Origin of the sequence: Marinobacter panjinensis, assembly GCF_005298175.1 — a bacterium.
Taxonomy (GTDB): Bacteria; Pseudomonadota; Gammaproteobacteria; order Pseudomonadales; family Oleiphilaceae; genus Marinobacter; species Marinobacter panjinensis.
Genome location: NZ_SZYH01000002.1, coordinates 613,237 through 630,136, shown reverse-complemented (window position 1 = coordinate 630,136; position 16,900 = coordinate 613,237). Strand labels below are relative to the sequence as shown.

At 58.3% G+C, this 16,900-nt stretch carries 9 protein-coding genes; 6 read left to right on the top strand and 3 right to left on the bottom strand.

Going from position 1 to position 16,900, the window contains the following annotated elements:
• Positions 1 to 139 precede the first annotated feature (139 nt).
• Entirely contained in the window at positions 140 to 4,048 is a 3,909-nt protein-coding gene (purL, locus tag FDP08_RS19160; RefSeq protein ID WP_137437872.1) for a phosphoribosylformylglycinamidine synthase, read from the bottom strand.
• Positions 4,049 to 4,320: 272 nt separating this feature from the next.
• Between purL and mltF the strand changes: the two genes are divergently transcribed.
• A complete protein-coding gene (gene mltF / locus FDP08_RS19155; protein WP_137437930.1) occupies positions 4,321 to 5,814 on the top strand; it encodes a membrane-bound lytic murein transglycosylase MltF in 1,494 nt (497 codons plus the stop codon).
• Here the strand turns inward: mltF and FDP08_RS19150 are convergent.
• The gene (locus tag FDP08_RS19150; protein WP_137437871.1) at positions 5,809 to 6,276 is read right to left on the bottom strand and encodes a regulatory protein RecX; all 468 of its coding nucleotides are present in this window, start codon (positions 6,274 to 6,276) and stop codon (positions 5,809 to 5,811) included. The two genes, mltF and FDP08_RS19150, sit on opposite strands and share 6 nt — an antisense overlap.
• Positions 6,277 to 6,427: 151 nt before the next feature.
• On the opposite strand from FDP08_RS19150, the gene FDP08_RS19145 reads away from it, so the two are divergent.
• The 5 genes from FDP08_RS19145 (at position 6,428) to FDP08_RS19125 (ending at position 15,722) form a co-directional block, all read left to right on the top strand.
• Positions 6,428 to 8,905, top strand: a complete 2,478-nt coding sequence (locus FDP08_RS19145) for a DUF349 domain-containing protein (protein WP_137437870.1) — start codon at positions 6,428 to 6,430, stop codon at positions 8,903 to 8,905.
• A 251-nt stretch (positions 8,906 to 9,156) separates the two neighbouring features.
• A complete protein-coding gene (locus FDP08_RS19140; protein ID WP_137437869.1) occupies positions 9,157 to 10,365 on the top strand; it encodes an acetyl-CoA C-acetyltransferase in 1,209 nt (402 codons plus the stop codon).
• Between the two features lie 32 nt (positions 10,366 to 10,397).
• On the top strand, positions 10,398 to 12,548 hold the full coding sequence (locus FDP08_RS19135) for a 3-hydroxyacyl-CoA dehydrogenase NAD-binding domain-containing protein (RefSeq protein ID WP_137437868.1): 2,151 nt from the start codon (positions 10,398 to 10,400) through the stop codon (positions 12,546 to 12,548).
• Between the two features lie 242 nt (positions 12,549 to 12,790).
• Positions 12,791 to 14,965: a carboxy terminal-processing peptidase gene (locus FDP08_RS19130; RefSeq protein ID WP_137437867.1), complete on the top strand. Its 2,175-nt coding sequence runs from the start codon at positions 12,791 to 12,793 to the stop codon at positions 14,963 to 14,965.
• A gap of 34 nt (positions 14,966 to 14,999) precedes the next feature.
• Positions 15,000 to 15,722, top strand: coding sequence for a helix-turn-helix transcriptional regulator (locus tag FDP08_RS19125; RefSeq protein WP_137437866.1), 723 nt, complete (start codon positions 15,000 to 15,002; stop codon positions 15,720 to 15,722).
• Here the strand turns inward: FDP08_RS19125 and mtnA are convergent.
• Positions 15,711 to 16,775: an S-methyl-5-thioribose-1-phosphate isomerase gene (mtnA, locus tag FDP08_RS19120; RefSeq protein WP_137437865.1), complete on the bottom strand. Its 1,065-nt coding sequence runs from the start codon at positions 16,773 to 16,775 to the stop codon at positions 15,711 to 15,713. The genes FDP08_RS19125 and mtnA overlap by 12 nt on opposite strands.
• Positions 16,776 to 16,900: the final 125 nt, after the last annotated feature.

Below are 16,900 nucleotides of genomic sequence, written 5' to 3'. Positions count from 1 at the left end.
CAAGAGGATTTTCGCACTGATAAACAAAAATTTCCCTTGAAAACCACTCAAATTTCAAGATCCGGAAATCAAAAAGCCGGCCCGGGATCAGTCACCTTTCTGGTGCCCCCCGGACCGGCTTTTTATTGCCTGTTCAGACTCAGGCGAACCAACGCCTCGCGTTGCGGAACATTCGCATCCATGGGGCATCTTCTGACCACTCCTGCGGGTGCCAGGAGTGCTGAGATGTGCGGAAGACCCGCTCAGGGTGGGGCATCATGATGGTGACCCGGCCATCCCTGGTGGTAACGCCAGTGATGCCTGCTTCAGAGCCATTGGGATTGTAGGGGTAGCGTGTGGTGACATCGCCGCGATTATCCACGTAGCGCAGGGCAATAAGTTCACTGTCGTTGAGCTGCTCCGCCGACGTGCCTGAAGAAAACTCTACCCTTCCCTCACCGTGCGCAACCGCGATCGGCATCCTGGAACCCACCATGCCATCCATGAAGACGGACGGGGAAGGCGTCACCTCGGCCATCACCAGCCTGGCTTCAAACTGCTCCGACTGATTGCGGACGAAACGGGGCCAGCCTTCACTACCGGGAATCAGCTCATGAAGGTTGGACAGCATCTGGCAGCCATTACAGACGCCCAGAGCCAGAGTGTCCTGGCGATTGAAGAAAGCGGCGAACTGATCGCGAACCCGGTCGCTGAACAGGATGGACTTGGCCCAGCCCTCTCCAGCGCCCAGCACATCGCCATAGGAGAACCCACCACAGGCCACCAGGCTGTTAAAGACTTCCAGGGAAGCCCGGCCTGACAACAGGTCGCTCATATGCACATCAATAGACTCGAATCCCGCACGGTCAAAGGCTGCCGCCATTTCGACCTGACCATTCACACCCTGCTCACGCAGCACCGCAATCTTTGGCCGCGCGCCGGTGTTGACATAGGGGGCAGAGATATCCTCGCTGACGTCAAACGTCAGCTTGGCATGAAGGCCGGGATCATCGGCATCCAGGAGGTTGTCGAATTCTTCCTGCGCACAATCGGCATTGTCGCGAAGCGACTGCACCCGGTAACTGGTTTCCGCCCACAAGCGCTGCAGTTCAGCGCGTGGCCGGGCAATAATTTCATTACCTTCGAAGGTGTAGCGAATACAATCATCCTGGTTGAGAGTACCGATAACGGACGTGTGGTCACCAAGACCGGCTGCGGAGAATTGTTGCAGCACAAAGCCGGTTTCGTCGCGCCGGACCTGAATGACCGCCCCCAGCTCTTCATTGAAGAGCTCGCGCGGGAACTGGGACGAATCCTCGGCCAGCCCATCCAGTTTGATATCAATGCCCGAGCGCGCGGCAAAGCTCATCTCGGCCAGGGTTACGAACAAACCACCATCGGAACGATCATGGTAAGCCAGCAGCTTGCCGTCTTCATTGAGCCCCTGAATAACCGCGAAAAACGCCTTGATGTCTTCGGGGTCGTCCAGATCGGGCGCCACTGCGCCCATCTGCCGATAAACCTGCGCCAGGGCAGAGCCGCCCAGGCGATTCTGGCCGGCTGCCAGGTCAATCAGAATCAGATCCGTCTCGCCGGCATCGGTAATCAGTTGCGGCGTCAGGGTTCTGTCAACGTCGGTCACCGGCGCGAAACCGCTGATAATCAGTGACAGGGGCGAGGTCACACTTTTCTGCTCGCCAGTGTCCTCCTCTTCCCAAACGGTTTTCATGGACATGGAGTCCTTGCCTACCGGAATGGTGATGCCCAGTGCCGGGCAAAGCTCCATACCCACAGCGCGAACCGTTTCGTAGAGGTTTTCATCCTCTCCGGGGTGACCCGCTGCGGCCATCCAGTTGGCGGACAAACGGATGTCCTGCAGCCTGGCAATGGGCGCTGCAGCCAGGTTGGTAATCACCTCACCAACCGCCATGCGCCCGGACGCCGGGGCATCAATAACGGCAACCGGCGTGCGCTCACCCATGGCCATTGCTTCGCCGCTTTTCACATCAAAGGATGTTGACGTGACGGCCACATCGCTGACTGGCACCTGCCACGGGCCGGCCATCTGGTCCCGGGCCACAAGGCCGGTGATGGTGCGGTCACCAATGGTAATCAGAAAACTCTTTGAACCCACTGACGGCAACCGGAGTACGCGGTTGATGGCATCCTCAAGATTGATCTTTGTGGAATCGAAAATGGGCTTGGTAAACGAGGTGCGGGAAACGCTCCGGTGCATCCGTGGTGGCTTGCCGAAAAGAACGTCCATCGGCAGATCAACCGGGCGATCATCAAAGTAGGAGTCGCCAAGCTCCAGGTGGTGCGTCTCGGTCGCTTCGCCGATCACTGCGTAGGGGCAACGCTCGCGGCGGCAAAGCGCATCGAACTGTTCCAGGTTCTCCTGCGCAACGGCCATGACGTAGCGTTCCTGGGATTCATTGCACCAGATTTCCAGGGGCGACATGCCAGGCTCGTCACTGGGAATGTCCCTCAGCTCAAACCTGCCGCCCCGGCCACCGTCTTTCACCAGCTCCGGCATGGCATTGGAAAGTCCGCCGGCACCAACGTCGTGTATAAAACAGATGGGGTTGTCGTCGCCCATCTGCCAGCAGCGGTCAATCACCTCCTGACAGCGACGCTCCATTTCGGGGTTATCCCGCTGGACGGAGGCAAAATCCAGGTTTTCGTTGCTGGAGCCGGAATCCATAGATGAGGCAGCACCGCCGCCTAGACCGATCAGCATGGACGGGCCGCCCAGAACAATCAGTTTGGCGACGACAGGAATATTGCCCTTTTCCACGTGGCTGGCACGGATATTACCCAGGCCACCGGCAATCATGATGGGTTTGTGATAACCGCGGACTTCCTCACCAGCAGCACCCGGCACCAGCTCTTCGAACGTGCGGAAATAACCGGTCAGGTTAGGACGCCCGAATTCGTTGTTGAATGCCGCACCACCAATGGGGCCTTCAATCATGATATCCAGTGGTGAGGCAATTCTGTCCGGTTTGCCGTAGCCCAGTTCCCAGGGCTGCGGGTCGCCCGGCAGATTAAGGTTGGACACGGTAAAGCCGCTCAGGCCAGCCTTGGGCTTGGAGCCACGACCGGTAGCGCCCTCGTCACGGATCTCGCCACCGGAGCCGGTTGCCGCACCCGCCGCAGGCGCAATTGCCGTGGGATGGTTATGGGTCTCCACCTTCATGAGGATGTGGATGTCTTCTTCGTGGTAGCGATACACACCGGATTCCGGTTCCGGGAAGAAGCGGCCACCACGACTGCCGGCAATGACCGACGCGTTGTCTTTATAGGCAGACAGCACACCTTCGCTGTTCATTTCGAAGGTATTACGGATCATGGCAAACAGGGATTTTTCCTGCCCCTCACCATCAATATCCCAGGAGGCGTTGAATATCTTGTGGCGGCAGTGCTCCGAGTTGGCCTGTGCGAACATCATCAGTTCGACATCCGTGGGGTCACGCTCCAGGTCCGAAAAAGACTCGACCAGGTAATCAATCTCGTCTTCCGCCAGCGCCAGGCCCAGCGAACGATTGGCCTCCACCAGAGCCTGGCGCCCACCAGACAGCACCGGGATGCGGATGAGGGTGCGAGGCTCATCGGTGTGGAACAACAGCTCTGCCCCACCCATCTCGTGGAACACTTTCTGGGTCATGCGGTCATGGAGCAGCGCCGCAATCTTTTCTCTCTGCGCCAGCCCCAGCTTTCGGCTTGCCTTTATATAGTAGGCGGTACCGCGCTCAATCCGCCGGATTTGCTTCAACCCACAGTTGCGCGCTATATCGGTAGCCTTACTGGACCAGGGCGACAGGGTGCCGGGCCGAGGAACCACCAGGAACAGTACGCCGTCAGGTTCTTCGGCAGGCACACTGGGCCCGTATGTCAGCAACCGATCGAGTACCACCTGGTCAGATTCGGACAGCGGTGACTCCAGGTCCGTGAAGTGCATGAACTCGGCATACACATGCTCCACTTCGGGAACAATGTCCTGAATGCGGGTATGCAGCTTGCGGGAGCGAAAGGGCGAAAGCGCAGGAGCGCCGCGAAGTTCAAGCATGATCAAAACCTGTACGCGCGAAACTGGGAGCCGGGGCACGCCTCCTGTTCGCCGGAGCGTCCGGAAACAGGAAAATGCTGGCCATTTGAAAGGCCGCAATGATACTCGAAACGGGGTTCGGGATACAGCGTCAATAGGTCATAACCTGCCCCCTGCATTTCACATTGTTTTGCATATAAAATGATCACCTCCATTGACCAGCCACCTCCGACCGGGGATTATTGAGGCCAGGACAGGGAGTTCAGAATTTGCAAAACACAGATCGCCAACCGATGGGTTTCGCACTGGCAGCGTACGCTTGCCTGCTTGCTATCACCCTCATTACTGCCGGATGCTCCAGGCCGAGCACCCTTCAGGAGATTCGCTCTGAGGGTGTACTGCATGTTATCACCCGCAATGCCCCTTCCGTTTACTACGAAGGCCGCGATGGCCCTACTGGCTATGACTACGAGCTGGCCCGGCTGTTTGCCAACGATCTTGGCGTGGAACTCAAGGTGCGGGTGGCAGATGACAACACCGGCGTGCTCTCGGTGATCGATCAGGACTATGCCCACATCGGGCTGGCCGGGCTTTCTGCACGCCCGGATTTCCCGGGCCGGTATCACACGGTATCCAATGGTGTGGAGGCAGAGTCCGTGGTGGTATACAACCGCGACACAGACCGCCCCGAATCCGTTGAAGACCTGGAAGGACAGACCCTGCACCTTGTTGCAGACAGCAACCACGAGCACCTGCTGGCGCAACTGCAGGCGGAAAACCCGGGCCTGCAGTGGAAAGTTCATTCGGGGCTGGATGCCGCCGGCATACTGGCGCGTGTAGAGTCGGGGGAATATCCGCTGGCCATCGTCTCTTCCAATGAACTTGACCTCAACCATGTCTTCTTCCCGATGGTCAAGAGCGCGTTCAGCCTGGGCGAGCCGCAAGACCTTTTATGGCTGTTCCCCGGAGAGCAGGACAAGAGCCTGGCCGTGGCTGCCAGGGATTTCATCAGTGAGCTGAGGGAAAGCGGCGCCCTGGCCCAGATTTCAGAGCGATTTTACGGCCACCTGGACCGCCTCAACTATGTGGGTGCACGGACGTTTGTACACCACGTGGAAAACCGCCTGCCGAAGTATGAAAGCCTGTTCCGGGACTATGCCTCCACCTACGAGCTGGACTGGCGCTTGCTGGCAGCTATCGGGTACCAGGAATCCCACTGGCGCCCCAACGCCGTGTCGCCCACCGGCGTGCGCGGCCTGATGATGTTGACCCGCACAACCGCCAAGCATATCGGCATAAAGAACCGGCTCGATGTGGAGCAAAGCATCCAGGGCGGGGCCAAATATTTCACCATGGTTCACCGTAAGGTCCCCGAGCGTATCCAGGAACCGGACCGCACCTGGTTTGCGCTGGCATCCTACAATGTTGGCTGGGGCCATGTGGAAGACGCCCGCCGGCTGACAGAGGGCGCCGGAAAGGATCCTGACCGCTGGATGGATGTAAAGGAGTTTCTACCGCTACTGACCCAGAAGGAATGGTACTCCAAAACCCGTTTTGGCTACGCCCGTGGCCACGAACCGGTTATCTACGTGCAGAATATCCGGCGCTACTACGACGTTCTGGCCTGGATGACAGAGGCAACAAAAATCGCTAAAACCCCGGAAAAGCCCTGGTTCAAAGACCTTGAAGGCATGGAAAAGATTATCCGGCCCGGCGACACGGCGCGAGAACAACAAACCCGGGCAAGCCTGCCAAGTGAACTGGGCTTCGTTCCCCCTACCCTATAAACGCCGCTCCAGCGCCGACTCGACCTGATCGGAAGCAAATCCTCTTCTTGCCAGAAACCGTGCCTGGCGTACCTTTTCATCCCAGTCTTCACTGATATCACTCAGACCGAACCGCTTCTCCCGCAGCAGCGTGGCCCGTTCGACCCAGTCGGCATCGGTCAACTCACGGAGACAATCCGGTGTTGTGTGTATGCCCCGTTGCTGGAGCTCCGCCAGAATCCTGAGCGGCCCGTACCCCAGGTCCATTCGCTGACGCGCATAGACATCAGCAAATCGCTCATCGCTCAACCAGCCTTCCGCCTCATAGTCATCCAGAACCCGCTCTATTACGTCGGATTCGATCTTCCTCTGCCTGAGCTTCAGCGACAATTCGAGCCGGCTGTGTTCCCTGCGGGCCAACAGCCGCAACGCAGCAGAGCGAGCCTTGTAATCCTGATCATCCTGATTTGATGCTTTTCCCATTCTGACTCTTCCCGCAGTTGCCGACAAAACGCTAGACTAGCCCCCACTCGATAATCGTACCCGGCATCCGGAACACCGGATAAGGCCGATGGTCGGTGCAAGCTTACTTTGCCGGCACCGGGAACTGGTTTCAATATCAAAGGGTAACCCCATGGCTGCATTCATCCAGAAACTGTTCAGAACCCGCAAGGCCAACACAACGCCGCCTCCTGCTGCTGCAGTTCGACGGGAACCAACGCCTGAAGACCTGGAGAAGGTGAGCAGACAGGACGACAAACGTGAGCAGCAGGCAAAGATGCTCAAGTCCGCACCTTCCGAAGCTCAGCTTGAAGAGCTGGCAACCGTCGGCATGACGGCCGGCATCCGTGTGGAAGCTGCCGAAGCGTTGGCCGACAAAGCCGCGCTGCAACGTGTCCAGAAGCTTGCCAAGGGAAAGGACAAAGGGGTCTACCAGGCGGTACGCCAGAAGCTCCAGCACATTCGTAATGAAGAGGAGCAGCAACAGAAACTGGCCGAAACCATACAGACACTGGTGCGCAATGCCACCGAACAGGCACGCAGTGACGACACGAAACTGTATGAAGCCCGCCTGGAAGCTCTGCTGCAGAAATGGGCCGACGTTGAGTCCCGGGCCTCCCGGGAGCAGACCACCGATTTCTTGCAGGCAGTGCACCAGTGCCGTGAACGCCTCCATGAAATGCACGCTGAAAAAGAACTGCTCAAGCAACAGCAGGAACAGCGGAGCCAGCGGGCAGAAACCCTGTCCCTGCTGGAGAGCACCCTTGATGAACTGAAACAGCAGGATCCGGACCTGGAGCCTTCTCTGGCCTCCCTCGACGCCCTGCAGAAAACCCAGGAAAACCGCTGGCTGGAAGCAACCCGGGACACCCAGGTCGACAAGCAGGAACAGAAATCCTACGAGAACCTGATGCAGTCACTGCGAGCCTATATTTCCGCCGTCAAACGCCTGGGCCAGCATCGGGAAGAGATCATCGCACTGCAGACCCCTGCCGAAGGTGAACCCGAGGATGAGACTGCCGCCAGCAAGGCCAAGGAGATCCTGGAAGCTGTAGAGTGGCCAAAGGACTTCCGTCGCCCCTCCCTGCTGGACGCCCTTTACCGTATCGCCGGCAAGCCCCGCCCGGCAAAAACCGAAAAGCCGGACACCGAAGAGCAGAAACACCTGGCCGATTCGTTGCGACAGACACTGGACAAGCTGGACGCTGCCCTGGAAGCCAAACAGCTGAAGGAATCCCGCCAGCTTTTCAAAGCCGCGCAACAGGCGCTCAAACGTCTGGACCACCGCCACAGCAAACCCTTGCAACCGAGAATTCACCTTCTGGGCGGGCAGCTCCGGGAATTGACCGACTGGCAGGGCTTTGCAACCCGCCCCAAACAGATTTCCCTGTGCGAGCAAATGGAATATCTGGCAGAGCAACCGATAGAACCGGAAGCCAAAGCCGAACGAATCAAGGAACTGCAGAACGAATGGCGCGACCTTGGCGGCTCATCGGACCGCGACTTGTGGTCACGCTTCAAGCAGGCTTCGGATCTGGCCTATGAGCCCTGCAAGGCCTATTTCTCTGCAAAATCCGGCCTGAAAAAAGCAAACCTTGAGACCCGTAAAACAATTTGCGAGCAACTCCGCACCTTCCTCGACAATGCGGACTGGCACGCCATCGACTGGAAAGCCGCCGAACGCATCCATCAGACCGCCCGGGAAGAGTGGAAAGCGGCCTGGCCGGTAGAATTCCGTGACAATCGCCCGGTACAGAAACAGTTCGATGATCTGCTCAAGCAACTGGAACAGCCCCTGGACGAAGAGCGCAAGAAAAACGAAGCGCTCAAACAGGGAATCGTGGAACGTGCTGAGGCCCTGATTGATCACGAGCCCCTTGGTGAGGCCATGAACCAGGCCAAATCCCTGCAAAGCGAGTGGACCGGCATCGGCATCACCCGTCATCGTGAAGACCGGAAGCTGTGGCAGGCGTTTCGCAAGGCCTGCGACCAGATTTTTGCGCGCCGCGATGCCCATAAGAATGAGCAGGAACAACTTGCCCGGGAGGCGGATGAAAAAGCGGAACCGGTGCTTGCCACCAGCAGTTCGCTTGGCGCCGATGCCGGCATCGATACCTTGCAGGCTACCCTGACCGAGCTGAATACTCTCAAGAGCGAGCCTCTGTCAGCGGGGACCAGGGAACAGGTCAGCAACGAACGCAGCCGACTTTCCGCGCTTGCCTCCAACCGCCAATTGCAGGAGCAGATTGAAACCTGGAAGCATTGGATAACGGCCAGAAGCACCAGCACCCTGGACAGCAATGCATTGCCTGACCACTGGGCCGGGCTCGCCGCGAATGTGGGGCAACCGGACCCGGTAGAACTGGTTATCCGCGCCGAAATACTGGCGGAGGTTCCCTCCCCGGACGAAGACCAGGGCCGCCGTATGGAGATCCAGGTTCAGCGACTTGCCGAAGGGATGGGTAACTCGGCGTCCGACAACGACAAGTCACAACAACTGGAAATGCTGGTTGCAAACTGGTGCGTTGTGCAACCAGTGGATGTGGTAAGCGAGCCCCTGGCCCTGCGCCTTGGGCGAGCACTGGAGGCTGTGCTGGGGCGTAAGGGTTAGTCGTCCCGTTTATGGCTCTTAACAAACGCCCTGGCCTCCTGCACGACGGCCAGGGCGTTTTTGTTCATGCCTTCGAGTTCCCCGCCGGCAAGATAGAACATTTAGATACACCAGCACCAAATGTCATGACCGGCGTGAGCACTTTCGCCAATGGGATTGGCAGCGCACGTCATTACGCTTCGGGGCCGCGAACCGCTATGGTTAGGCTTTGAAATGCTCTTCCCGAGTCAAAGACCAACAGAGGACAGGAAATGACCACCGAAGCCTATATCTTCGATGCCGTTCGCACGCCACGTGGACGCGGCAAGAAAGACGGTTCCCTGCACAGCGTCAAACCCATCTCGCTGCTGACCACCGTGCTCAAGGCACTGCAGGAAAGAAACAGCCTGGACACCGCCCAGGTTGACGATATCGTCATGGGCTGTGTCACCGCGGTTGGCGACCAGGGCGCGGATATTGCCAAAACTGCCGCCCTGGCAGCGGACTGGGACGAAGTGGTGGCAGGCGTCACGCTCAACCGCTTTTGCGCTTCCGGTCTTGAGGCCGTCAACCTGGCCGCCATGAAGGTGCGTTCCGGCTGGGAAGACCTGGTGGTTGCCGGTGGTGTCGAGGCCATGTCCCGGGTACCCATGGGGTCCGATGGCGGCGCCTGGGCAACCGACCCGGCCACCAACCTGCACACCGGCTTCATGCCCCAGGGCATCGGCGCGGACCTGATCGCCACCCTGGAGGGGTTCACCCGCGAAGACGTGGACGGATTTGCCGTCAGATCTCAGCAGAAGGCAGCCAACGCCTGGGAAAAGGGCTATTTTGCCAAATCCATCGTTCCCATCACCGACCAGAATGGCGTGATGATCCTGGACCGCGACGAACATGTTCGCGGCAACACCACCGTGGAATCCCTCTCCGGCCTCAAGCCCTCCTTCCAGATGATGGGCGAAATGGGTTTTGACGGTGTCGCCCGGGAAAAATACCACTACGTGGAGAAGATCAACCACGTCCACCACGCCGGCAACTCCTCTGGCATCGTGGATGGTGCGACCGCCATGCTGATCGGCAGCGAAGCCAAGGGCAAGGCCATGGGTCTCAAACCACGCGCCCGCATCCTGGCAACTGCGGTCACCAGTACCGACCCCACCATCATGCTGACTGGACCTGCGCCGGCGGCCCGCAAGGCACTGGAAAAAGCCGGCATGACGGCGGACCAGATTGACCTGTTTGAAGTGAACGAAGCCTTTGCCTCAGTGGTCATGCGCTTCCAGAAGGAACTGTCGGTTCCCGACGAGAAAGTGAACGTTAACGGCGGCGCCATCGCCATGGGCCACCCCCTGGGCGCCACCGGTGCCATGATTCTGGGCACCCTGCTCGACGAACTGGAGCGGAGAGAACTGCGCTACGGCCTGGCCACCCTGTGTGTGGGTGGCGGAATGGGTATTGCCACCATCATTGAGCGCGTCTGAGCCGACCACTGATTCTGAGAGGAGAACCGAATATGAGCGCCATTCACTACGACCTGGGTTCAGACCAGATCCTGACCCTGACCATCGACATGCCCGGCCAGTCCGCCAACACCATGAACGCCGACTTCCGCACGGGGCTGACGGAGACCGTTGGCAAGGTTAAAAATGATCTCGACAACATTCGCGGCATTATTATTACATCCGCCAAGAAAACCTTCTTTGCCGGCGGCGACCTGAAAGAACTTCACAAGGTCACGCGGGAAGACGCAGCAGCCTTTGAAGACATGGTTAACGGCCTCAAAGCTGAAATGCGCGCACTGGAAACCAGCGGCAAGCCCATTGTCGCGGCCATCAATGGCTCCGCCCTGGGCGGCGGTCTGGAAATCTGCCTGGCCTGCCACCACCGCGTGGTGATGGATGACGACAAGATCCAGCTGGGCCTGCCTGAAGTCACCCTGGGCCTGCTTCCTGGCGGTGGCGGCACCCAGCGGCTGCCCCGGATGATCGGCCTCGAGGCTGCCTTCCCTTTCCTGATGGAAGGCAAAAAGGTGAATCCGAAAGCCGCGCTCAAGGCCGGTATTGTCGATGAACTGGCCTCATCCGCCGATGACATGATGGCGAAAGCCCGGACCTTTATCGAAGCCAACCCGAAATGCCAGCAGCCCTGGGACCAGAAAGGCTTCAAATTCCCCGGCGGCGCCCCCCATCACCCGGCCATGGCAGAGAAACTGGCCATTGCTCCGGCAATGCTGAAACAGAAGACCAAAGGCTGCTACCCCGCACCTGAACGTATACTGTCCGCGGCCGTGGAAGGTGCGCAGGTGGATTTCGATAACGCCAGTCTGATCGAAACCCGTTATTTTGCAGAGCTTGTTACCGGCCAGGTCGCCAAGAACATGACCGGCACCTTCTGGTTCCAGCTCAATGCGGTGAATGCCGGTGAAAGCCGGCCCGCAGGCGTGGAAAAGGAAACCTTCCGCAAGGTGGGCGTTCTCGGTGCCGGCATGATGGGCGCCGGCATTGCCTACTCTACCGCCACCCGCGGTATTGACGTGGTGCTCAAGGACGTTTCCACGGAAAACGCCGACAAGGGCAAAGCCTATTCCGAGAAACTGCTGGCCAAGAAAGTCAGCCGCGGGCGTATGACCGAAGAGCAGAAAGCCGAGGTGCTGAACCGCATCAAGGCCACCGGCTCCGCCGACGATCTTGAAGATTGCGATCTCGTCATCGAAGCCGTGTTCGAAGACAGCGAACTGAAAGCAAAGGTGACTCAGGAAGCGGAAGCGAAGCTTGTTAACAACGGCATCTTTGCGTCCAACACCTCCACCATTCCCATTACACAGCTTGCGGAAGCGTCAGCCAAACCGGCCAATTTCATTGGCCTGCACTTCTTCTCCCCGGTGGACAAGATGCAGCTGGTGGAAATCATCGTGGGCGCCAAAACCTCCGATGACACCCTGGCCCGCGCCTTTGATTACGTCCAGCAGATCGGCAAGATTCCCATTGTCGTGAACGACAGCCGTGGTTTCTTCACCTCCCGGGTCTTCGGCACCTTCGTGAACGAAGGCATCGCCATGCTGGGCGAAGGCATTCACCCTTCCAGCATCGAGAACGCAGGTGTTCTGGCCGGCATGCCTGTGGGGCCACTGGCGATCTCGGATGAAGTCAGCATGACCCTGATGCAGCACATCCGTGACCAGAGCAGGAAAGACACCGAGGCAGCCGGTAATACCTGGAAGGCGCACCCGGCGGAGGCAGTGATTGACCAGATGGTCGGAAGCCACAACCGCAAGGGCAAGGCTGCCGGTGCCGGGTTCTATGACTATCCCGACTCCGGCAAGAAACACCTGTGGCCGGAACTGGAAAACCTGTTTGTGGATCTGGAAAAGGCCCGAAATACGGATCTGCAAGACCTGAAAGACCGCATTCTGTTCATTCAGGCAATTGAAACCGTTCGCTGCCTTGAGGAAGGCGTGCTCCGCACCGTAGAAGATGCCAACATCGGCAGCATTTTCGGTATCGGCTTTGCGCCCTGGACCGGCGGCGCCATCCAGTTTATCAACCAGTATGGTGTGAGAGCCTTCGCAGAACGGGCAAAAAATCTCGCGGAGCGATTTGGTGAGCGTTTCACGCCACCGGCCCTGTTGCTGGAAAATGCAGAAACCAACAAAAACTTCATCTGACCCCCGCCTTCCCTTGCCGGAGACCTTTCCGCTCCGGCAAGGGCTCCTGCACTGTCTGAGAGCTTTTCTGTTTACGAACCTGACTACTCCATGGACAGATTGTCACGAACCGATACTTCAACACTATGGCAACCGCACCTGCGCTTGCCTACAATAAAACTATGAGTCAATCGGGCGATATCCGCTGACCTCTTTATCTTATCGTCACCCGTATCGCCACCCACCGTCAGGTACACAAGCTTATGAGCATCGCGGAACGATTTATCAGCCGTTGCAGCAACTCCGGCAAGGGCGGCAGAGCCGGCAAACAGGCAGCCGTCCTGACCCTGATGCTGGCGCTCGCCCTGCCAGTGTCAGCCAAGGTGGATACCGACAAAGTCTACGAGCCTGTGTCCCCGACCGTGGAACAAGCCAGGGCGAACATCCTGATCGCGCGGCAATTACAATTTACCCACTTCCGCGACATGAGCATCAACGACTCTCTGTCCGGAGACGTGTTTGATGCCTACCTGGAATACCTCGACGGTCAGCGCATCTACCTGACGCAAAAAGACATCGAGAACTTCAACGCCGTACGGCTGGGGCTTGGCTCGGCCCTCAAAACGGGCCAGCTACAGCCCGGCTTCGATATTTACAACCTGGTGCAGCAACGGATTATCCAACGCCTTGAGTTCGCCCTGGGAATTGTCGATGAAGGTATCGACAAGCTCGACTTCGAAGCCGCTGAAAGCATCCTGCTGGACCGGTCCGAGGCGAATTGGGAAGCCGACAAGGAAGCGCTGGATGCCTTGTGGGTGAAGAGAATCAAGAACGCGGTGCTCGCCCAGCGCCTCAACGGCACTGACGATGAAGGCATTGAAGATGCCTTGCGCCGCCGCTACGAAGGCCAACTGAAGCGTGCCTACCAGGCCCGCAGTGAGGATGCCTTCCAGGCCTATATGAATGCCTTTGCCGGCATGTGGGACCCGCACACGTCGTACTTCTCACCGCGCACCTCCGAGAACTTCAACATCAACATGAGCCTTTCACTGGAAGGCATTGGCGCCGTGCTGCAGTCAGACAACGAGTACACCAAAGTGGTGCGCCTGGTGCCCGGCGGGCCAGCATCCAAGCAGGGCCAGCTTGAGCCCGCAGACCGCATTGTGTCGGTCAAACAGGAAGATGAGAGCAAGGCCGTAAACGTTATCGGCTGGCGCCTTGATGAAGTGGTGGACCTGATTCGTGGTCCCCGTGAGTCGACCGTTACCCTCGAAGTTATTCCCGCTGACGCCCCGGATGAAACCGTCACCGAGACCATCGCCATCAAGCGCGACAAGGTGAAGCTGGAAGAGCAAAGCGCCAGCAGCGAAGTGATTGAGTTCGATCGTGGCAGTGACACTTTCCGCATCGGCGTGATCCACATTCCCACCTTCTATGCCGATTTCAAGGCGATGCAGAACGGTGACCCGAACTACAAGAGCACCACCCGCGATGTCCGCAAACTGATCGATGAGCTCAAGGCTGAAGGTATTGACGGTGTAGTGATGGACCTCCGCAACAATGGCGGCGGCGCTCTTCACGAAGCCAACGACCTGGTCGGCCTGTTTATCGAGAAGGGCCCCACCGTTCAGATCCGCAACTCCAATAACGACGTGCAGGTACTGAACGACGAAGATCCCTCGGTTTCCTACGACGGCCCGCTGGTGGTTCTGGTCAATCGCATGAGTGCATCGGCATCAGAGATCTTTGCCGGCGCCATTCAGGACTATGGCCGGGGCCTGGTAGTAGGCTCCCAAACCTTCGGCAAGGGCACCGTTCAGGCAGTACGCCCGCTGAACCATGGCCAGTTGAAGATCACCCAGAGCAAGTTCTACCGGGTTTCCGGCGGCTCCACGCAACACAAAGGCGTGATTCCCGATATCGAGATCCCGTCAAGAGTGGACAAGACCCGCATCGGTGAAGATGCCCTGGATCATGCCCTGCCCTGGGACCAGATCGAAGCCGTACCCCACACCCGCTATTTTGACTTCAGCAGTGTGATTGACGAATTGCGCACACGCCACGACAACCGGTTTGAAGACGATCCGGAATTCCAGTTGCTGCAGAAAGAAATCGAATTTCTCAAGCAACAGCGGGAGCAGACGTCCGTCAGCCTCAACATCGACGACCGCAAGGAATATCAGTCACAGATTGAACGTACGCGCCTCAGCATTGCCAATGCCCGCCGCGAGATTCATGGTGGCGACCCGTTCGACAGCCTGGAAGAGCTGGACGAATGGCAGGACCAACAGGCAGCAGATCTGGACAGCACCGATGAGGAGATGGACTTCATTGTTCATGAAGGCGGCAAAATCATGGCCGACATGCTGGAACTGGATCAACGCATGGCCTCCATCCTGGACATCAAACAGATAACCGCTCAGGCCCAGGCGCGCTGAGCGGCCCAAACTCCTCCGTGAACGGGCGTTAGCCATGGCTGACAAGGAAGAAGACCGGAACAGGGCACGCCAGCTGGAAGGTATGCTGATGGACGCCATGCATGCCATGAGGTCCATGGAAGAGGTAGGACATGTTCAGGGTGCCGAAGGTCAGGAGGAAAACAAGGGGTCCGAGTCACTCATTGACCGCATTGCCGGCCTCACAGGATCAGCACTACGCTTCGCCGCCAAATCCACGGATACCTCTCTGAAAGTCGGCCGCGCACTGATGAACTCCCAGGATCAGCTTCGCATGATGCTGGCAGCAGGCAACTCCCTGAAAGACATCCGCGAAGTGGCCGGGCTGACCCGGTCGGAAATGAGCGAAGCCCTGAATCTGAAAGACAAATCGGTTCTCGAGGCCATTGAAAACGGCACTACCACACTGTCATTTGAGCTGATACTGCGCCTGGCAGCGCTGATAGCACGTAACGACCCGATTCCGTTTATTCTTCGCACCACCCGCAATTACAACCCCGAGGTCTGGCGAATACTCAACGACTGGGGCATTGGCCGACTACCGCTGCAATTCGAGCGGGAGCGCCAGTTCATCAATATCTTCCGCAGCCATGACGACGCCCGCACCCTCTCTGACGAGGGTTTCCGGAAGGTTCTGGATTTCACCCGTCAGAGTTTCGAAATGTCGCTGCACTTTATCGAAGAGCAGGAAAAGGAAATGGCGGAGCTGCGGGCGCAAAAGGACGACTCAGTCGAATAGCGACCACATTCCGGTCACATTGGGCGTGCTGACAACCCCCTTCTCGGTCACGATTACGTCAATCAGACTTGCCGGCGTCACATCGAATACCGGGTTGAATACTTTGACCCCGGCCGGCGCAATGGCCACTCCCCTGATCTGCCTGAGCTCTGAGCCTTCGCGTTCTTCAATGGGGATATCCTTGCCGGACTCCAGCGACATGTCGACGGTACTGGACGGTGCCACCACCATAAACCCCACTTTGTGGTGGCGAGCCAGCACCGCGAGGCTGTAGGTGCCAATTTTATTGGCAACGTCACCATTGGCGGTAATCCGGTCGGCACCGACGATCACCCAGCGCACTTTACCCGCAGCCATAATTGCAGCCGCCGCACCGTCTGCGTTCAGAGTGACAGGAATACCATCCCGTGACAGTTCCCAGGCGGTCAGTCTGCTGCCCTGCAGCCAGGGGCGGGTCTCATCCGCAAACACGTCCTTGAGCAGTTTCGCCTCATGGAGCCGACGGATTACGCCCAGCGCGGTACCATAACCGCCGGTGGCCAGGGCGCCGGTATTGCAGTGGGTGAGTACAGAAAACGGCTTGTCGGCAGCCATGTGTTCCAGGGCATTATCGGCCATGGCCAGGTTGGCGGCCAGATCGTCCTCATGAATGCGTTCAGCGGTTTTGGCAAGCCGTTTCACAGCTTCATCCAGGGAGTGACAACCGGCGAATTCACGTTCCATTTCCTGCAGCGCCCAGAACAGGTTGACCGCTGTCGGCCGCGATGCGGCCAATTCGCGTATGGCTTGCTTGATCTCGGCTTTCCAGTCACCACCGCCGGCATGGCGGGCGGCCAGGGCCACTCCATAGGCGGCGCTTATGCCAATGGCCGGGGCACCTCTCACCACCATGTCCCGAATACACTGGGCAACACCGGAGGCGCCCTCCAGCGTAATCCAGTGCTCCTCGTCGGGCAGCAGCCGCTGATCCAGCAGTTCTAGACTGCCGCCATGCCAGCGTATGGCCACGGTTCCAATGGAACGTTTACCGGATGAACCAGTGGTTTTGCTCATTCAGTCACTCCAGACAGGTTACAAAAAGGCAGTATACCTGTGATAACACTCCAAACTCAGCCCCCAGGGTAGTTCTTGGTCCGGGTGGTCGCTATACTTTCGGGCTACATTCTTCGGCTGCACGG